Origin of the sequence: Bradyrhizobium sp. cir1 (assembly GCF_014198245.1) — a bacterium.
Lineage (GTDB): Bacteria > Pseudomonadota > Alphaproteobacteria > Rhizobiales > Xanthobacteraceae > Bradyrhizobium.
Map to the genome: position 1 here is coordinate 86,831 of NZ_JACIHE010000001.1, position 18,282 is coordinate 105,112.

16 protein-coding genes are annotated in these 18,282 nt (G+C 66.1%); 15 read left to right on the plus strand and 1 reads right to left on the minus strand.

What is annotated here, in order from left to right; translation table 11 throughout:
• Positions 1-44 precede the first annotated feature (44 nt).
• From GGD63_RS00410 to fabZ, 12 genes are all read left to right on the plus strand, one after another.
• On the plus strand, positions 45-2,711 hold the full coding sequence (locus tag GGD63_RS00410) for a caspase family protein (protein WP_183238947.1): 2,667 nt from the start codon (positions 45-47) through the stop codon (positions 2,709-2,711).
• A gap of 212 nt (positions 2,712-2,923) precedes the next feature.
• Positions 2,924-3,919, plus strand: a complete 996-nt coding sequence (locus GGD63_RS00415; RefSeq protein ID WP_183238948.1) for a 30S ribosomal protein S2 — start codon at positions 2,924-2,926, stop codon at positions 3,917-3,919.
• Positions 3,920-4,052: 133 nt separating this feature from the next.
• Positions 4,053-4,976: a translation elongation factor Ts gene (gene tsf / locus GGD63_RS00420; RefSeq protein ID WP_183238949.1), complete on the plus strand. Its 924-nt coding sequence runs from the start codon at positions 4,053-4,055 to the stop codon at positions 4,974-4,976.
• Between the two features lie 60 nt (positions 4,977-5,036).
• Entirely contained in the window at positions 5,037-5,753 is a 717-nt protein-coding gene (gene pyrH / locus GGD63_RS00425; RefSeq protein WP_183238950.1) for a UMP kinase, read from the plus strand.
• A 68-nt stretch (positions 5,754-5,821) separates the two neighbouring features.
• Positions 5,822-6,385 (plus strand): ribosome recycling factor, encoded by a 564-nt coding sequence (gene frr / locus GGD63_RS00430; protein ID WP_183238951.1) that lies wholly within the window; start codon positions 5,822-5,824, stop codon positions 6,383-6,385.
• Positions 6,386-6,397: 12 nt separating this feature from the next.
• Complete coding sequence (locus GGD63_RS00435; RefSeq protein WP_183238952.1) at positions 6,398-7,156, plus strand: isoprenyl transferase; 759 nt, start codon at positions 6,398-6,400, stop codon at positions 7,154-7,156.
• The gene (locus tag GGD63_RS00440; protein ID WP_183238953.1) at positions 7,153-7,995 is read left to right on the plus strand and encodes a phosphatidate cytidylyltransferase; all 843 of its coding nucleotides are present in this window, start codon (positions 7,153-7,155) and stop codon (positions 7,993-7,995) included. Before GGD63_RS00435 ends, GGD63_RS00440 begins: the two co-directional genes overlap by 4 nt.
• Before the next feature lie 4 nt (positions 7,996-7,999).
• Positions 8,000-9,223, plus strand: a complete 1,224-nt coding sequence (gene dxr / locus GGD63_RS00445; protein WP_183238954.1) for a 1-deoxy-D-xylulose-5-phosphate reductoisomerase — start codon at positions 8,000-8,002, stop codon at positions 9,221-9,223.
• 45 nt (positions 9,224-9,268) lie between these two features.
• A complete protein-coding gene (gene rseP, locus GGD63_RS00450) occupies positions 9,269-10,420 on the plus strand; it encodes an RIP metalloprotease RseP (protein WP_183238955.1) in 1,152 nt (383 codons plus the stop codon).
• A 174-nt stretch (positions 10,421-10,594) separates the two neighbouring features.
• Entirely contained in the window at positions 10,595-13,129 is a 2,535-nt protein-coding gene (gene bamA / locus GGD63_RS00455; RefSeq protein ID WP_183238956.1) for an outer membrane protein assembly factor BamA, read from the plus strand.
• 136 nt (positions 13,130-13,265) lie between these two features.
• Complete coding sequence (gene lpxD / locus GGD63_RS00460; RefSeq protein WP_183238957.1) at positions 13,266-14,333, plus strand: UDP-3-O-(3-hydroxymyristoyl)glucosamine N-acyltransferase; 1,068 nt, start codon at positions 13,266-13,268, stop codon at positions 14,331-14,333.
• Entirely contained in the window at positions 14,330-14,791 is a 462-nt protein-coding gene (gene fabZ / locus GGD63_RS00465; protein ID WP_183238958.1) for a 3-hydroxyacyl-ACP dehydratase FabZ, read from the plus strand. The genes lpxD and fabZ overlap by 4 nt, the downstream gene beginning before the upstream one ends.
• Positions 14,792-14,813: 22 nt before the next feature.
• Here the strand turns inward: fabZ and GGD63_RS00470 are convergent, their stop codons facing one another.
• A complete protein-coding gene (locus tag GGD63_RS00470) occupies positions 14,814-15,137 on the minus strand; it encodes a KTSC domain-containing protein (protein WP_183238959.1) in 324 nt (107 codons plus the stop codon).
• Positions 15,138-15,296: 159 nt separating this feature from the next.
• Here GGD63_RS00470 and lpxA point away from each other — a divergent pair, with 159 nt between their 5' ends.
• From lpxA to lpxB, 3 genes are read left to right on the plus strand one after another with little or no spacing between them, the layout of a single operon-like run.
• Entirely contained in the window at positions 15,297-16,088 is a 792-nt protein-coding gene (lpxA, locus tag GGD63_RS00475; protein ID WP_183238960.1) for an acyl-ACP--UDP-N-acetylglucosamine O-acyltransferase, read from the plus strand.
• A gap of 19 nt (positions 16,089-16,107) precedes the next feature.
• Positions 16,108-16,965, plus strand: coding sequence for an LpxI family protein (locus GGD63_RS00480; protein ID WP_183238961.1), 858 nt, complete (start codon positions 16,108-16,110; stop codon positions 16,963-16,965).
• Complete coding sequence (lpxB, locus tag GGD63_RS00485; RefSeq protein WP_183238962.1) at positions 16,962-18,140, plus strand: lipid-A-disaccharide synthase; 1,179 nt, start codon at positions 16,962-16,964, stop codon at positions 18,138-18,140. Before GGD63_RS00480 ends, lpxB begins: the two co-directional genes overlap by 4 nt.
• Positions 18,141-18,282 lie beyond the last annotated feature (142 nt).

The following is an 18,282-nucleotide window of genomic DNA, read 5'->3' on the forward strand; positions in this document are numbered from 1 at the left end:
CCTGATGCGCGGCGGCACCTCAACAACAGAAGCGGGCACAAGCCATGCGTGGGACGCTCAAAGTCTTCATCTGCCTTCTCCTGCCGATCGTGGTCCTTGCCGCGGGCGCGCCGCAGCGGGCGCGTGCGCAGCAGCAGGAAAAGCGCATCGCGCTCGTGGTCGGCAACGCCGCCTATGCCAAGTCGCCGCTGGCGACGACCGCGAACGATGCCGGCCTGATCGCGCAGACGCTGCAGGCGGCGGGCTTTGACGTCGTCGGCGCCCGCGATCTCGACGGCGACACGCTGCGCAAGAGTTTTCGCGACTTCGTCCAGAAGGCGCAGGCGTCGGGACCCGGCACCGTCGCGATGGTCTATCTGGCCGGCTATGGCGTGCAGCTCGCCGGCGAGAATTATTTCATCCCGGTCGATTCCAACATCACCCGCGACACCGACATTCCGACCGAGGCCTTGCGCATCAGCGATTATGCACGCCAGCTTGCGGCCATTCCGCTCAAGGCCAACATCGTCGTGCTCGATGCAGCCCGCGCGCAGCCTTTCATCGAGGGCGGGCAGCCGATCGCGAGCGGGCTGGCGCTGGTCGAGCCCGATCCGAACATGCTGATCGCGTTCAATGCCGCGCCCGGCACGGTGGCGCCCGAGGAGCCGGGACCCTATGGCATCTACGCGCAGTCGCTGGCGGAGATGATCCGCACCGGCGGGTTGTCGTTGGCTGACGTGTTCGACCGCGTCCGCCTGCGTGTCAACGAGGCCAGCAAGGGCGCGCAGGTGCCCTGGAACGAGCAGAAGATATCGGCGCCATTCTCCTTCTTCGAGCGCGGGCCCGATGCGCCGCCGCCGGAGACGGCACCGGACCAGGTCGCCGCGATCCGCAGCAAGCCGATCCGCGATCTCGGTGCGCAGGATGCTTATGCTGCCGCGCTCTCGCGCGACACGCTGCCGGCCTATGAGGAGTTTCTCGCGGCCTATCCGAACGATCCGATGTCCAAGCGCGTGATGGTGATCGTCGCGGCGCGCCGCGAGGCGATCACCTGGCGGCGGACCTATCGTGCCGACACGCCGGACGCTTACTGGTCCTATCTGCGCCGCTATCCGCGCGGGCCTCATGCCGGCGACGCACGGCGCAGGCTTGCGATCCTGACCGCGCCGCTCGAGCCGCCGCCGAGCTTTGCCATGCTGGATTACGACGTGCCGCCACCGCCGCCGGAGGAGGTGGTCTATGTCGATCGCCCGGTGCTGTATTTCAGCGACCCCGATTTCGGCTTCGCGCCGCCGCCGCCGCCGCCGGTCTACTATCTGCCGCCGCCGCCGCCGGATTTCGTCGTGCTGCCGCCGCCGCTGCCCGTGGTCGGCCTGTTCGTGCTGCCGCAGCCCGTGTTCGTGCCGATCCCGGCGTTCTACAGCCCGCCGGTCTATGTCGCGCCGCCGCCGAACAACATCATCTACCAGAACATCCATAACACCACGGTCATCAACACCGTGATCAACCAGGCGCCGGCACCGGCGCCTGCTGCCGGAGCCGGCGCAGGACCGGCCAATCTGGCGCCGGCGGTTGCCGGCCGCGCCAACCCGGTGGCGCCTGCCGTGCCGCAGGCGGTGATGCAGCGCGCCGCCCTGATCCAGCAGGGCAAGGCGCCGTTGCCGCCGAGCGCGACGATCCAGCCGACCGCAAAGCCGGGGACACCAGCGGCGACGCCGGCGAATGTTGCGCCGACCGCAGCGCCGTCGCCGTCGGTCGCACCGCAAGCCAAGCTGCCCCAGGCCAACACGCTGCCGGTTCCCGGGGCCCATGGCGGTCCGCCGGCGCCGCCGGCCGGGGCAGGGCCCCTGCCGGGCGGCAGGCCCGCGCCGACCGCAGTTGCGCCCGGAGGGACGCCGCCAGCTCATCCGGGGGCGCCGACGGCTGCAGCGCCTGGCACAACGCTGCCCGGCCATCCCGGTGCGCCCAATGCGGCCGTTACGGCTGCGCCCACCACGGCAAGCCCGACTGCTGCCCCCGGCCAGCCGCCAAAGCCGCCGGTGGCACAGACCCCGGCCGGGGCCGGGCCCCTGCCGGGTGGCAAGCCCGCGCCGACTGCAGTTGCGCCCGGAGGGACGCCGCCAGCTCATCCGGGGGCGCCGACGGCTGGTGCCCCCGGCACAAAGCTGCCTGGCCATCCCGGTGCACCCAATGCGGCCGCTACGGCTGCGCCCACCACGACAAGCCCGACTGTTGCGCCGGGCCAGCCGCCAAAGCCGCCGGTGGCACAGACGCCGGCCGGGGTAGGGCCTGCCGATCGCGCCAAGTCCGCAACCCGCGAGTCGCCCGGCACGCCTCCGGCTGCGGTCGGACGGCCGGTTGCGCCACCGCCCTCGGCTGCGCATGAGCCGATCAGGCCGCAGAATCGGCCATCAGCCGTTCCACCGCAGGCGGCGAGACCTGTTGCACCGCCGCCGCAGCCTCAGGCCGTGGCGCGGCCCACCCCGCCGCCTCCGCCGCGCATATCCGCGCCGCCACCACGGGTGGCTGCGCCTCCGCCGCCGCGGCCCGCTCCGCCGCCGGTCGCTGCGGCCCGTCCAGCGCCGCCACCGCCTCCTGTTGCGCGGCCGGCTCCCCCGCCGCCGCCGCCCCGGGTGGCCGTGGCCCCGCCGCGTCCGGCGGCACCTCCGCCACGCCCGGCGGCCCCGCCGCCCGCCGCAAAGAAGTGCCCGCCCAATCAGCCGAAGTGCTAGATGGTAGGGCGGTATTGACGGAATAGCGGCCTCTCGCGGGCGGAAACCGCCCCCGAAAGGCCCTTATTTCCTTGCTTCTGGCCGAAATTGCGCTATAGAGCGCGCCATCTCACACGGAAGCATGGCTCACAAGGCCGTCCGGTGGCAGCCGGGGCGACAGCGCTCCGATTTGCTCACACGCTTCCGGAGGAACCAACCGGAGAATTAGAACGATGGCACTACCCGATTTCACTATGCGTCAGCTGCTCGAAGCTGGCGTGCACTTTGGTCACCAGTCTCACCGCTGGAATCCGAAAATGGCACCGTTCATCTTCGGTGCTCGCAACAACATCCACATCGTCGACCTCGCGCAGACCGTGCCGATGCTGCACACCGCCTTGCAGGCGGTCAGCGACACCGTCGCCAAGGGCGGCCGCATCCTGTTCGTCGGCACCAAGCGGCAGGCGCAGGACGGCGTCGCCGACGCTGCCAAGCGCTGCGCGCAGTATTTCGTGAATTCGCGCTGGCTCGGCGGCACGCTGACCAACTGGAAGACGATCTCGGCCTCGATCAAGCGCCTGCGCCATCTCGATGACGTGCTCTCCGGCGGCGATGCCAGCTCCTACACCAAGAAGGAGCGCCTGACGCTTCAGCGCGAGCGCGACAAGCTCGACCGCTCGCTCGGCGGCATCAAGGACATGGGCGGTCTGCCCGACCTGATCTTCGTGATCGACACCAACAAGGAAGACATCGCGATCCAGGAGGCCCAGCGCCTCAACATCCCGGTCGCCGCGATCGTCGACACCAATTCGGATCCCAAGGGCATCACCTATGTGGTCCCGGGCAATGACGACGCCGGCCGTGCGATCGCGCTCTATTGCGACCTGATCGCGCGTGCGGCGATCGACGGAATCTCGCGCGCCCAGGGCGATTCGGGCATCGACATCGGCGCCTCGGTTCGTCCGGCCGCCGAAGAGCTGCCGGTTTCGTCGGCGAGCGGCTTCCAAGGCCTTGCCGGTCCGCGCGGCACCGCCGACGATCTCAAGAAGCTCCCGGGCGTGTCGGGCGCAATCGAGAAGAAGTTCAACGACCTCGGCATCTTCCACTACTGGCAGCTCGCCGAGCTCGACCACGACACCGCGCACAAGATCGGCGAAGAAGTCGGTCTGCCGAGCCGCGCAGATGCCTGGGTGGCCAAGGCCAAGGCGCTGACCGCGGAAGCGGAATAGTCAAAAAGAGCGATGGGTTGGCCGGATAGGATCCGGCCACCATTTCAGTTGACGCGAATCCCTGAGATGGACCGCGGCGGGGCGATTTGATGCCACGCCGCGGCAAACCGGCAGGCACAAAGGATTTTCAACGATGGCAACGATCACAGCTGCGATGGTCAAGGACCTGCGCGAGTCGACCGGCGCGGGCATGATGGACTGTAAGGCCGCGCTCACCGAAAACGACGGCAACATGGAAGCGGCGCAGGACTGGCTGCGCAAGAAGGGCCTGTCGAAGGCCGCCAAGAAGTCGGGCCGCGTCGCGGCCGAGGGCCTGATCGGCGCGCTCACCAAGGACACCAAGGGCGTCGTGGTCGAGGTCAACTCCGAGACCGACTTCGTCGCGCGCAACGGCCAGTTCCAGGGCCTCGTCAAGATGATTGCCCAGGTCGCCTTCGACGTCGGCGCTGACGTCGAGAAGATCAAGGCCGCCAAGGTCGGCGACGTCACGATCGAGGCCGCCATCAATGACGCGATCGCCACCATCGGCGAGAACATGACGCTGCGCCGCGCCGCTTCGCTCGAAGTGAAGCAGGGCGTGGTGTCGCACTATGTCCACGGCGCGGTCATCGACGGCGCCGGCAAGATGGGCGTGATCGTTGCGCTGGAATCGCCGGGCAAGGCCGACGAGCTCGCCGCCCTCGGCCGCCAGATCGCGATGCATGTCGCCGCCACCAACCCGCTGGCGCTCGATCCGTCCGGCCTCGATCCGGCCGTGGTCAAGCGCGAGAAGGACGTGCTCGCCGACAAGTACCGTCAGCAGGGCAAGCCCGAGAACGTGATCGAGAAGATCGTCGAGTCCGGCCTGAAGACCTACTACAAGGAAGTCTGCCTGCTCGAGCAGGCCTTCATCCACGACACCGGCAAGTCGGTGGCGCAGGCGGTGAAGGAAGCTGAGGGCAAGGTCGGCGGCGCAGTGAAGATCGCCGGCTTTGTGCGCTATGCTCTCGGTGAGGGAATCGAGAAGCAGGAAAGCGACTTCGCAGCCGAGGTCGCGGCGGCCAGCGGCAAGAAGTAAGCGCCGGAACGTTCCTTCCGGCGTGCCGCCGGAAGCGGCGCCCGGACAAGGAAAGTGCTCATGACTGATCCGGTCTATCGTCGCGTCGTGATCAAGCTGTCCGGCGAATATCTCGCGGGACAGCAGGGGTTTGGCATCGATCAGCCGACCGTCGACCGGGTTGCGGACGACCTGATCGCCGCCCGAAAGCTCGGCACCGAGGTGGCGGTCGTGATCGGCGGCGGCAACATGGTTCGCGGCGTCGAGGTGTCCGCCCGGGGGGTCTCGCGCACCACCGGCGACACCATGGGCATGCTCGCCACCATGATGAACTGCCTCGCGCTGGAAGCGGCGATCGAGCGCAAGGGCACGCCGGCACGCACGCTGTCGGCCTTCGTCATGCCCGAGATTTCCGAGTTGTTCACCCGCACTGCGGCGCACAAATACCTCGCCGAAGGGCGGATCGTGCTGCTCGGCGGCGGAACCGGCAATCCGTACTTCACCACCGATACGACCGCGGTGCTGCGCGCCGCCGAGATCGGCGCGGAGGCGGTGCTAAAGGCGACCAATGTCGATGGCGTCTACTCGGCCGACCCGAAGAAGGATCCGACGGCCACGCGGTTCGACCGGCTGACGCATTCGCAGGCGATCGCAGGCGGCTACAAGGTGATGGATGCGACCGCCTTCGCGCTTGCCCGCGAGACATCCCTGCCTATCATCGTGTTCTCGATCGCGGAGCCGGGCTCGATCGGTGCGATTCTGCGTGGCGTCGGCCACGGAACCATCGTCGCCGGCTGACGGCTCAGCTGCCGCGCCCTCAAGGGAAGGGCGCGGTGAGGTCGCCGGGATTTTGAAGGAGAAACGTGATGCCCACGGGTAATTTCGACCTCAACGAAGTGAAGCGCCGCATGCAGGGCGCCGTCGCCTCGCTCAAGCACGAGCTTGGCGGCCTGCGCACGGGGCGCGCCTCGGCCTCGATGCTCGATCCCGTGCAGGTCGACGCTTACGGCAGTCACATGCCGCTCAATCAGCTCGCCACCGTCAGCGTGCCCGAGCCGCGCCTGATCTCGGTGCAGGTCTGGGACAAGTCGATGGTCAAGGCGGTGGAGAAGGCGATCGTCGATTCCAATCTCGGCCTGTCGCCCGCGACCGAAGGCCAGGTGCTGCGCCTGCGCATCCCCGAGCTCAACGAGGAGCGGCGCAAGGAGTTGGTGAAGGTCGCGCACAAATACGCCGAAGCCGCCAAGGTCGCCGCGCGCCACGTCCGCCGCGACGGCCTCGACGTCCTCAAGAAGCTCGAGAAGAATCACGAGATATCGGAGGACGACCAGAAGCGTCACGCCGACGAGGTGCAGAAGGCGACCGACGGCACCATCGCCGAGATCGACCAGCTGCTGGCCGCCAAGGAAAAAGAAATCCTCACCGTTTAAGGCATCGCCTTCATGTCCAACGCCGCCGCGCCCGCAACGGAAGGACCCGACCGGTCCGAGGCGCCCGCGCATGTTGCCATCATCATGGATGGCAACGGGCGTTGGGCGGCCGCGCGCGGCTTGCCGCGTGCGGAGGGGCATCGCCGCGGCGTCGAGGCCCTGCGCCGCGTGGTGCGCGCCTCGCACGAGCTCGGCATCCGCTATCTCACCATCTTCTCCTTCTCATCGGAGAACTGGTCGCGTCCGGCGAGCGAGATCGGCGATCTCTTCGGTTTGCTTCGCCGCTTCATCCGCAACGATCTGGCGAGCCTGCATCGCGATGGCGTCAAGGTCCGCATCATCGGCGAGCGGGACGGGCTCGAAAGCGATATCTGCTCGCTGCTCAACGAGGCCGAGGAATTGACGCGCGACAACACGCGTCTCACGCTCGTCGTCGCCTTCAACTACGGCTCACGGCAGGAGATCGCGAAGGCGGCGCAGAAGCTGGCGCGCGAGGTTGCCGAAGGCAAGCGCGATCCTGCCACGATCGACGCCGAGACGCTCGGCGCGCATCTCGATGCGCCCGACATTCCCGATCCCGATCTCATCATCCGCACCAGCGGCGAGCAGCGCCTCTCGAACTTCCTGATGTGGCAGGCCGCCTATAGCGAGCTCGTGTTCGTGCCGATTCACTGGCCCGATTTCGACAAGGCGGCGCTGGAAGGCGCGATTGCCGAATTTGCCAGGCGCGAGCGCCGTTTCGGCGGCCTGGTCGCGAAAAACGCCTCGTGAGCGAACCCGACGCCGCATCGGCAGGCGCCAAGCCTGCCCCGAGCAATCTGGTGATGCGGGTCCTCGCAGCGCTGGTGCTGGCGCCGTTGGCCATTGCGATTGCTTATGCCGGCGGCTGGCTGTGGGCGCTTCTCGTCACCCTGGTCTCGATCGGGCTGTTCGCGGAATGGCTGATGGTGGTGGGCGCGGGATCGGCCGCGCTGACCGGGGCCGGGACGGTCGTGATCGCCATGATGGGGGCCGCCGTCGCTTTTGGCGCGCTCAAGACCGCCGTCATCACCGGCCTCATCGGCGGTGCGATCGTGACGCTGATCGCGCGAGCCAAGTTCTTATGGGCAGCCACCGGCTTCGCCTATGCATCGGCGGCGCTGCTGGCCTCGATCCTGGTGCGGAAGGATCTCGTCAACGGCTTCGCCGCGCTGATGTTCGTGCTGCTGGTGGTGTGGGCGACCGATATCGGCGGCTATTTCGCCGGCCGCGGCATTGGCGGACCGAAGCTGTGGCCGCGGGTGAGCCCGAAAAAGACCTGGGCCGGAGCCCTCGGCGGCTTTGCCGCCAGCCTTGCGGTCGCCGCCGGCTTTGCGGCTTGCGGGGTCGGGAAGGCGGTCCCGCTGCTGCTCGTCAGTGCCGTGCTCTCGGTGGTGTCGCAGCTGGGCGACCTGTTCGAGTCCGCGGTGAAGCGGCGGTTCGGCGTCAAGGATTCCAGTCACTTAATTCCTGGCCATGGCGGGCTTATGGACCGCCTGGACGGCTTTGTTGCCGCCATCCTGGCGGCCTGGTTTATCGGCTTTCTCCGTCATGGTGTGCATAGCGCCGGAAGCGGTCTTATGGTTTGGTGAGGATATGAGCGCCGTTCCCTTGCGTAATAACAGGCTTGCTGCGTCCGACATTCGCAGCGTCACAGTCCTCGGTGCCACCGGCTCGATCGGCGACAGCACGATGGATCTGCTGCGCGCCTCGCCCGAGCGCTACCGCGTCGAGGCCTTGACGGCGAACGGCAATGTCGAAGCGCTGGCCAAGCTCGCGAAGGAATTCAACGCACGCTTCGTGGCGATTGCGGACAGCTCGAAGCTCGGCGAGCTCAAGGCTCTACTTGCGGGAACGAGCACCGAGTGCGGCGCCGGTGAAAGCGCGGTGATCGAGGCCGGCGCGCGTCCCGCGGATTGGGTGATGGCAGCCGTCAGCGGCGCTGCCGGGCTGAAGCCGGCTCTCGCCGCGGTCGATCGCGGCGCGCATGTCGCGCTCGCCAACAAGGAATGCCTCGTCTGTGCCGGCGATTTCTTCATGCAGCGAGCGGCGAAAGCAGGCGCCTGCATCCTGCCGGCCGATTCCGAGCACAATGCGCTGTTCCAGGCGCTCGCCTCGGGCAATCGCGACGAGCTCGTGCGCGTCATCATCACGGCGTCGGGCGGCCCGTTCCGGACCTGGAAGCCGGCCGACATCGAGCAGGCGACGCTCGAACAGGCGCTGAAGCATCCGAACTGGAGCATGGGCCAGAAGATCACGATCGATTCCGCCTCGATGATGAACAAGGGGCTCGAGGTGATCGAGGCGTCCTATCTGTTCGCGCTCTCGCCCGACGAGATCGACGTGCTCGTGCATCCGCAGTCGATCATCCACGGCATGGTCGAGTTCTCCGACCGCTCAGTGATGGCGCAGCTCGGCGCGCCCGACATGCGCACGCCGATCGCCCACTGCCTCGGCTGGCCCGACCGCATCAAGGGCCCGGCGGCCAGGCTGGACCTCGCCAAGATCGGCCAGCTCACCTTCGAGGCGCCGGACTTCGAGCGGTTCCCGGGACTACGGCTGGCCTACGAGTCGCTCCGGACCGGGAAGGGGGCCACGACGGTCTACAATGCCGCCAACGAGGTCGCGGTCGCCGCCTTCATCGCCGGCAAGATCCGCTTCGGCGCGATCGCGCGGCTGGTCGAGGCGACCCTTGATGACTGGATCCGCGGAGGCAACCAGGCGCCCCTGACGTCCGCCGATGATGCAATCTCTGTTGACCATGTTGCTCGAAATAGAGCCGCCGCCCTATTGCCTCAAATTGCCTTAAAGGCATCCTAGTTGGTTCGGGGCCAGGGCCTTTGCGGCGCTGGGTGAGGAAAATCGATGATCGACTTTTTTGTTCATAGTTTCAATACATTGAGCCATGGGCTCCTCGGCTACGCGGTTCCCTTCCTGTTCGTCCTGACCATCGTCGTGTTCTTCCACGAACTCGGCCATTTCCTGGTCGCGCGCTGGGCGGGCGTTCGGGTGTTGACCTTTTCACTCGGCTTCGGACCCGAGCTGATCGGATTCAACGACCGGCACGGCACCCGCTGGAAGATCTCGGCGATCCCGCTCGGCGGCTACGTCAAGTTCTTCGGCGATGAGAGCGAGGCCTCGACCCCCTCGGCCGAGACGCTTGCGGCCATGACGGCCGAGGAGCGCGCCGGCAGTTTCCACTTCAAGAAGGTCGGCCCGCGTGCGGCCATCGTCGCGGCCGGACCGATTGCCAATTTCATTCTGGGCGCGCTGATCTTCGCCGGCATGGCCCTGTACTATGGCAAGCCGAGCACGATCGCGCGCGTCGACGGCGTCGTCGCCGATGGCGCGGCGGCCGCGGCCGGTTTCAAGATCGGGGACGTCGTCGTTCAGATCGACGGCAAGCCGATCGAGAGCTTTGCCGATATGCAGCGAATCGTTGCGATGAACGCCGGTTCGGCGCTTGCGTTCCAGGTGAAGCGTGACGGCGCCATCGTGTCGCTGTCGGCGACCCCGGCGCTGCTCGAGCGTAAGGATCCGTTCGGGAACAGCCACCGTGTCGGCGTGCTCGGCGTCGAGCACAAGTCGCAGGCCGGCGAGGCCTCGACCGCACCCGTCGGTGTCGGTGAGGCGTTCAAGATCGGCGTGGAGCAGGTCTGGTTCATCATCACCAGCACCTTCAAGTTCCTGGGCTCGCTGTTTGTCGGACACGGCAACCCGAACGAGGTCAGCGGCGTCCTTGGCATCGCGAAGATGTCGGGGCAGGCGGCCAGTGCCGGGTTCCAGTTCGTGATCAACCTCTGCGCAGTGCTGTCGGTGTCGATCGGTTTGTTGAACCTGTTCCCGATCCCGCTGCTCGATGGCGGTCACCTTATGTTCTATGCAGCCGAAGTGGTTCGCGGCCGGCCCTTGTCCGAGCGGACACAGGAGATGGGGTTCCGAATCGGGCTGGGTTTGGTGCTGATGTTGATGGTGTTTGCGACCTACAACGACATCCTGCGGATGGCAGCTTCCTGATAGGGGCTTTTTTGTGGCGTTGCTGTTCAGCAACGTCCCGGAATGAAATTGAAATTACGACGCTTTCGGCCGTTTGCGGCGTCGGCGAAATTGGCTACAAGCGGCCAGAACTTGGGGAATCTCCAGACCGGCGTTGGGGTGGGTCTGGCACGGAATGATAAGGGCGCGTTGCGCATGAAGTTTGGACTGCGACTCCGGGGGGGCTTGCTCGCAACCCTGATCATGTTCGGCGCGCCGGTGGTTGCCCCGGTCGGGGCTGTTTTTGTGTCTTCGTCTGCGCTTGCTCAGACCGTCCAGTCGATTTCCGTCGAAGGAAATCGCCGCGTCGAGGTGGAGACGATCCGCTCCTATTTCAAGCCGGGTCCGGGCGGCCGCCTGGACCAGGGCGCCATCGATGACGGCCTCAAGGCGCTGATCGAGACCGGCCTGTTCCAGGACGTCCGGATCAATCGCGGCCCCGGCGGCCAGATCGTCGTCTCCGTGGTGGAAAACCCGGTGATCGGGCGCATCGCCTTCGAGGGCAACAAGAAGATCAAGGACGAGCAGCTCACTGCCGAGGTCCAGTCCAAGGCGCGCGGAACCTTCTCCCGCGCCATGGTGCAGTCCGACACGCTGCGAATCGCTGAGATCTACCGCCGCTCCGGCCGCTACGACGTGCGCGTCACGCCCGAAGTCATCGAGCAGCCGAACAACCGCGTCGATCTCATCTTCACGATCGTGGAAGGCTCCAAGACCGGCGTGAAGTCGATCGAGTTCGTGGGTAACGTCGCGTTCTCGTCCTACCGCCTGCGGGACGTCATCAAGACGCGCGAATCGAACCTTCTCAGCTTCCTTGCCAGCGGCGACATCTACGATCCTGATCGTGTCGAGGCCGACCGCGACCTGCTGCGCCGCTTCTATCTCAAGAACGGTTTCGCCGACGTTCAGGTCGTGGCCGCACTCACCGAATACGATCCGGAGAAGAAGGGCTTCAACGTCACCTTCAAGATCGAGGAAGGCTCGCAGTATCGCGTCGGCGCGGTCGACTTCCGCTCCAGCATTCCGAACTTCGATCCGTCTTCGATGCGCGGCTATTCGCGCGTCGGTGTCGGCTCGCTCTACAACGTCGAATCGGTCGAGAAGTCGGTCGAGGAGATGCAGATCGAAGCCTCGCGCCGCGGCTATGCCTTCGCCGTGGTCCGTCCCGGCGGCGACCGCAATTTCGAGGCGCACACGGTGTCCGTCGTGTTCAACATCGACGAGGGCCCGCGCACCTATATCGAGCGCATCAACCTGCGCGGCAATAGCCGCACGCGTGACTACGTCATCCGCCGCGAGTTCGACATCTCCGAGGGCGATGCCTACAACCGCGCCCTGGTCGACCGGGCCGAGCGGCGCCTGAAGAACCTCGACTATTTCAAGAGCGTCAAGATCACGACGGAGCCCGGCTCGTCGAGCGACCGCGTCATCCTGATCGTCGACATGGAAGAGAAATCGACCGGCGACTTCTCGATCTCGGGCGGTTACTCCACGACCGACGGCGCGCTGGCCGAAGTCTCGGTCTCCGAGCGCAACCTGCTCGGCCGCGGCCTGTTCGCCAAGGCGTCGGTGACCTACGGCCAGTACGCGCGCGGCTATTCGCTGTCGTTCGTCGAGCCGTATCTGCTCGACTATCGCGTCGCGCTCGGCCTCGACCTCTATCAGCGCCAGCAGCTGTCCAACAGCTACATCTCCTACGGCACCAAGACGCTCGGCTTCTCGCCCCGTCTCGGCTTCTCCTTGCGTGAAGATCTGGCGCTGCAGCTGCGCTACTCGATCTATCAGCAGGAAATCACGCTGCCGTACTATCTGGCGAACTGTAACAACAATCTGGGCACGTCGGCGTTCAATCCGAGCCCTGCGTTTGCCAATGCGAACGGTATCAGCCTAGCCTCGACCAACGGCCTCGGCTGTTACAGCGACGGCGAAGCCTCGCTGCCGGTGCGCAAGGAGCTTGCCAACGGCAAGACCCTGACCTCGGCGCTCGGCTACACGCTGACCTACAACACGCTGGACAACAACAAGAACCCGACCGACGGTCTGCTCGTCGACTTCCGCCAGGATTTCGCCGGCGTCGGCGGCGATGTCTCCTACCTGAAGTCGGTGATCGACGCGAAGTACTACACTCCGCTGGTGTCCGACATCGTCGGCCTCGTGCACGTGCAGAGCGGCATGCTGAACAAGATCGGCAGCAATGATCTGCGCATGCTCGATCACTTCCAGATGGGCCCGAACCTCGTCCGCGGCTTCGCCCCGAACGGCATCGGCCCGCGCGACATCAACCCCTACGACACGCAGGACGCGCTCGGCGGCACCAAGTACTGGGGCGCTTCGCTCGAATTGCAGATGCCGTTCTGGTTCCTGCCCAAGGAAGTGGGTCTGAAGGGCGCGGTCTATGCCGACGCCGGTGGCCTCTACGACTACAAGGGGCCGACGACATGGTCCGTTACCAACGAAATGACCACGCCGTCCAACTCGGGCTGTACTGCGTCGACCGTCAATCCGGCGACCCCCGGAACCTGTACCGGCCTGATCTATGACGACAGCAAGGTGATCCGCTCGTCAGTGGGCGTCGGCTTGATCTGGCAGTCGCCGTTCGGTCCGCTGCGCTTCGACTACGCCGTGCCGCTCAGCAAGGGCAAGTACGACCGTACCCAGGAGTTCCGGTTCGGCGGCGGCACCACCTTCTAATTCGAACAGCACGTCATGATCCGGTCCCTCAGTTTTCCTGGGGGACCGATCTCCAAAAAGATCGTGCTCAATCCATGAGATAAGGCATGATGCGGCCTGACCGCTTCATGCCGAAGCCGGACCGCGACGGGGTGGAATGGCGCAGCCGACCTTCTTCACAAAGCCGCCTGCCACAGCGCTGGCCGACATTGCCACGCTGACCAAGGCGCAACTGGTCGATCCTGAGAGGGGCGGCCACGTCATCACGGGCCTGGCTTCGCTCGACGAAGCCGGCCCGATGCATCTGGCATTCTTCGACAACCTCAAATATGCCGATCAGCTCAGGGCAACCAAAGCGGGGGCCTGCCTGGTCAGTCCGCGCTTCGAGGCCGAGGTCCCCGCGCATGTGGCCGTGCTGCGCGTGGCGCAGCCGTTCCGCGCCTTCGTCAGGATCGCGCGGGAATGGCACGGCGATGCGCTGAGGCCGCAATCCTGGGTCGGCAATGACCGCATCGCGCCGTCGGCTATCATCGACGCCACGGCCCGGCTCGAGGACGGCGTGATCGTCGATCCCCTGGCCGTCATCGGTGCGGATGTCGAGATCGGCAGCGGCACGGTGGTCGGCGTCGGCGCGGTGATCGGTCCTGGCGTCAAGATCGGCCGGGACTGCAATGTCGGCGCCCGCACCGCGATCCAGTGCGCCCTGATCGGCAACAACGTCCTGATCCATCCGGGCTGCTCGATCGGCCAGGACGGCTACGGTTTCATCTTCTTCGGCCCCGAGGGCCATCTGAAGGTGCCGCAGACCGGGCGCGTGCTGATCCAGAACGACGTCGAGGTCGGCGCCAATACCACGATCGACCGCGGGTCTTTGCGGGATACGGTGATCGGTGAGGGCACCAAAATCGACAATCAGGTCCAGATCGGCCACAATGTCACGATCGGGCGACACTGCCTGCTGGCGGCCCAGATCGGCCTCGCGGGCAGCCTGACCATCGGCGACAACGTCGCGCTCGGAGCGAAGGTGGGCATCAACAATCACCTCAAGATCGGCGATGGCGCCCAGGTCACGGCGATGAGCGGGGTCAAGGACGACATCCCGCCGAACGGTCGCTGGGGTGGCTTCTTTGCCAAGCCGACCAAGCAGTGGTTCAAGGAAATTATCGCGGTGGAGCGCCTGGTACGCGACAGCAAGGCCGATCCGAAGGACGAGGGACGGGAATGACGGAGGAATCGCCTATCAAGTTCGAGCTGGTGGACATCAACGCGATCCTCCAGACGCTGCCGCACCGCTTTCCGATGTTGCTGATCGACCGCGTGATCAACATCCGCGCCGATTACAGCGGCATCGGTATCAAGAACGTCACCTTCAACGAGCCGGCCTTCCAGGGGCATTTCCCCGAGCGCCCGGTCTATCCCGGCGTCATGATGATCGAGGCGATGGCGCAGACGGCGGGCGTGATCGGCATCAAATCGGTCGAGGGCACCGAGAAGCCGCGTGCGGTGTATTTCCTCACCATCGACAAGTGCAAGTTCCGCAAGCCCGTGCTGCCCGGCGATACCATCGAGTATCACATGCGCTCGCTCGGCCGCCGCAAGACGATGTGGTGGTTTCACGGCGATGCCAAGGTCAATGGCCAGGTGGTTGCGGAGGCCGACGTCGGCGCCATGCTGACGGACTGAGGGAGCAGCTGCGCGAGGAGATTCAGGCGTGGCAGTCGTAGCGGCTGCCGGCCATCTCGCGTCTGATATTCCTGTTGAAGAACTGCCCCATCGACGGTGCGCCGAGGAGGCGCTCGACCGTGTCGGCCGCCACGCCGCAATAGCGGTCATAGGCGCCGCCCGCCGCGACGACGAGATCCTGCCGCGTGCGATCGTAGCAGACCCGCTGGAGCACTGTGCTGCGGGTGATGTCGCGGCACTCGAAGGTCCCGAGATCGACAAGATGGCGCTCGCCGGTCTCGACCGTTTCGGAGACGATCGGCGCAGCCGCGAGCTGCGCGAGCAGAAGTGCCAGGGCCCTGACCATGATAACTTCAAGCTCCACATGAACACGTTGAAGGGCCGGGACGGCGGCCTCATCCAGCACTTGAAACACGGCGAGATGATACGTCACTGGACAGATCGGGCATAGTCGCGCTAACCAGCGGAAAACCTAGCGACTTCAACACATAAGCAGACCTTTTTGATGAGTAAGATTGATCCCACCGCACGGGTCGCGGACGGCGCCGTGATCGGCGACGGCACCGAGATCGGGCCCTTTTGCATCATCGGCCCGAACGTCGTGATCGGCGCGAACTGCAAGCTGATCGGGCAGGTCACGATCATCGGCCACACCTCGGTCGGCGACGGATGCGTGATCTCGCCATTCGCAGTGCTCGGCGGTGCGCCCCAGGATCTCAGCTACAAGGGCGAGCCGACCCGGCTCGAGATCGGCTCGGGCTGCACCGTCCGGGAAGGTGCGACGATGAACGTCGGCACCATCAAGGGCGGCGGCCTGACGCGCGTCGGCAACGGTGGCTACTTCATGAACAATAGCCATGTCGGCCATGACTGTATGGTCGGCGACAATGTGATCTTCGCGACCTCGGCGACGCTTGGCGGTCATTGCGAGATCGGTGACGCCGTCTATATCGGTGGCCTGTCCGCGGTGCATCAGTTCACGCGCATCGGCCCGTATGTGATGGTCGGCGGCGTCTGCGGCGTGCGCGACGACGTCATCCCGTATGGGCTCGTCAATGGCCAATATGCGGTGCTGGAGAGCCTCAACCTGATCGGCATGAAGCGCCGCAAGTTCACCAAGCAGCGGCTCGCGACGGTGCGCGGCTTCTACCAGAAGCTCTTCCACGGGCCCGGCACGTTCGCCGAGCGGCTCGAGGCGGCGCGGCCGCTCGCGGGGGAAGATCCGGCGATCGCCGAAATCCTCGACTTCATCGGCAAGGGCAAGCGCCCGCTCTGTCTTCCCGCCATCGCGAAGTGACGCTGGGATGGCCGCGGACATGACATCGGCGGCTTCGGAGATTTCATCGCCGGTCGGCGTGGTCGCCGGCGGCGGTGCGATGCCGTTCGCGGTCGCCGAGTCGCTTGCCGCGCGCGGCATCACACCGGTGCTGTTTCCGCTGCGCGGCGCCTGCGATCCGGCGCGGGTAGAGAAATTCCGCCACCGCTGGATCTCAGTCGGCCAGCTCGGCCGCGCCATGCGGCTGTTCCGCGAGGAGGGCTGCCGCGACCTGATCTTCATCGGCACCCTGGTGCGGCCTTCGCTGTCCGAGATCCGGTTCGACTTCAAGACACTGCGCCTGCTCGGCAACGTCATCCGCGCCTTTCGCGGTGGCGACGATCATCTGCTGTCGGGTGTCGGCCGCATCCTCGAGCAGGACGGCTTTCGCATGGTCGGCATCAAGGACGTCGCGCCTGATTTGCTGATGCCCGAGGGCTGCATCAGCCGCGCATGGCCGAATGACAATGCAAAGGCCGACATCGAGCGCGGGCGCGCGGTACTGACGGCACTCGGCCCGTTCGACATCGGCCAGGCTGCCGTCGTGATCGACGGCCATGTGGTGGCGGTCGAGGACATCGAGGGCACCGACGCGCTGCTCGCGCGCGTGGCGCGCCTGCGCGAGGAGGGGCGCATCCGTGCCGCCTCCGGCCGCGGCGTGCTGGTGAAGGCACCGAAGAGCGGCCAGGATCTGCGCTTCGACCTGCCGACGATCGGCCCGCGCACCATCGAGGGTGTCGTGAAGGCCGGCCTTGGCGGCATCGCCGTCATCGCCGGCAACACGATCGCCGCAGAGCCGCAGGCGATGATCGCGCTTGCGGACGCCAAATATCTCTTCATCATCGGCCTGCCCAAATGATGCAGGCTCGCGATCCCAAGCGGAAGATCTTCCTGATCGCGACGGAGGAATCCGGCGACCGGCTCGGCTCGGCCCTGATGAAGGTGCTGCGCCAGCGTCTCGGCGACGGCGTGCAATTCGTCGGCGTCGGCGGCCGCACCATGGTGCGCGAGGGGCTGGAGACGCTGTTTCCGATCGAGGAGCTGTCGATCGTCGGTTTCGCCGCGGTGGCGCAGCAATTGCCGAAGATCCTGCGGCTGATCCGCCAGACCGTCGACGCCGTGACCGAGTCCGCGCCGGACGCGCTCGTCATCATCGACAGTCCGGACTTTACCCATCGCGTCGCCCGCCGCGTGCGTGCGCGCAATCCTGCGATCCCGGTCGTCGATTACGTTTCGCCGCAACTCTGGGCCTGGCGGCCGGGACGGGCGCGAACCATGCTCGGCTATGTCGATCACGTGCTCGGCCTGTTGCCGTTCGAGCCGGAGGAATACCGCAAGCTCGGCGGTCCGCCCTGCAGCTATGTCGGCCATCCCCTGATCGAGCAATTGTTCTCGCTGCGGCCGAATGTGGAGGAGCAGAAGCGCCGCAACAGTGAGCCGCCGGTGCTGCTGGTGCTGCCCGGCAGCCGCCGCAGTGAGATCCGGCATCATCTCGAGGTGTTTGGCGCGGCGCTCGGCCGGTTGCAGGGGCAGGGACGCGCCTTCGAGTTGATGCTGCCGACCATGCCGCATCTCGAAGCCACCGTGCGCGAAGGCATTGCGAGCTGGCCGGTCAAGCCGCAGATCGTGATCGGCGAGGCAGAGAAACGCGCCGCCTTCCGCATCGCGCATGCCGCGCTGGCGAAGTCCGGCACGGTGACGCTCGAGCTCGCGCTATCAGGCATTCCGATGGTGACGGCTTATCGTGTCGGCGCGATCGAGGCTTTCATCCTACGCCGTGCGATCCGCGTCTCCTCGGTGATCCTCGCCAACCTCGTGATCGGCGAGGATGTCATTCCGGAGTATTTGCAGGAGGACTGCACGCCGGAGAAGCTCGCGCCGGCGCTGTCCGAGGTGCTGACCGACACGCCGCTGCGCCGGCGGCAGGTCGAAGCCTTCGCCCGGCTCGATCAGATCATGTCGACAGGCAACAAGTCGCCAAGCGTGCTCGCCGCCGACGTCGTGCTGGCGACGATGCGGAAGGCGCGGCGATAAGCGACGGTCTTGTAGGGTTGGCAAAGGGAAGCGGGCCCACCATTTCGTTTTCGGTCCGGTAGGCACGCTTCGCTCTGCCCACCCTATGGGATGGCGCAAACAAAAACGGCGCGATCGTGAGATGGCGCCGCTTGAGTGGCCC

What these genes read in the sequence shown, in the direction of transcription:
- GGD63_RS00410 (WP_183238947.1), top strand. Translation starts at nt 45, where the DNA reads ATGCGTGGGACGCTCAAAGTCTTCATCTGCCTTCTCCTGCCGATCGTG.
- GGD63_RS00415 (WP_183238948.1), top strand. Translation starts at nt 2,924, where the DNA reads ATGGCACTACCCGATTTCACTATGCGTCAGCTGCTCGAAGCTGGCGTG.
- tsf (WP_183238949.1), top strand. Translation starts at nt 4,053, where the DNA reads ATGGCAACGATCACAGCTGCGATGGTCAAGGACCTGCGCGAGTCGACC.
- pyrH (WP_183238950.1), top strand. Translation starts at nt 5,037, where the DNA reads ATGACTGATCCGGTCTATCGTCGCGTCGTGATCAAGCTGTCCGGCGAA.
- frr (WP_183238951.1), top strand. Translation starts at nt 5,822, where the DNA reads ATGCCCACGGGTAATTTCGACCTCAACGAAGTGAAGCGCCGCATGCAG.
- GGD63_RS00435 (WP_183238952.1), top strand. Translation starts at nt 6,398, where the DNA reads ATGTCCAACGCCGCCGCGCCCGCAACGGAAGGACCCGACCGGTCCGAG.
- dxr (WP_183238954.1), top strand. Translation starts at nt 8,000, where the DNA reads ATGAGCGCCGTTCCCTTGCGTAATAACAGGCTTGCTGCGTCCGACATT.
- rseP (WP_183238955.1), top strand. Translation starts at nt 9,269, where the DNA reads ATGATCGACTTTTTTGTTCATAGTTTCAATACATTGAGCCATGGGCTC.
- bamA (WP_183238956.1), top strand. Translation starts at nt 10,595, where the DNA reads ATGAAGTTTGGACTGCGACTCCGGGGGGGCTTGCTCGCAACCCTGATC.
- lpxD (WP_183238957.1), top strand. Translation starts at nt 13,266, where the DNA reads ATGGCGCAGCCGACCTTCTTCACAAAGCCGCCTGCCACAGCGCTGGCC.
- fabZ (WP_183238958.1), top strand. Translation starts at nt 14,330, where the DNA reads ATGACGGAGGAATCGCCTATCAAGTTCGAGCTGGTGGACATCAACGCG.
- GGD63_RS00470 (WP_183238959.1), bottom strand. Translation starts at nt 15,137, where the DNA reads ATGGTCAGGGCCCTGGCACTTCTGCTCGCGCAGCTCGCGGCTGCGCCG.
- lpxA (WP_183238960.1), top strand. Translation starts at nt 15,297, where the DNA reads ATGAGTAAGATTGATCCCACCGCACGGGTCGCGGACGGCGCCGTGATC.
- GGD63_RS00480 (WP_183238961.1), top strand. Translation starts at nt 16,108, where the DNA reads ATGACATCGGCGGCTTCGGAGATTTCATCGCCGGTCGGCGTGGTCGCC.
- lpxB (WP_183238962.1), top strand. Translation starts at nt 16,962, where the DNA reads ATGATGCAGGCTCGCGATCCCAAGCGGAAGATCTTCCTGATCGCGACG.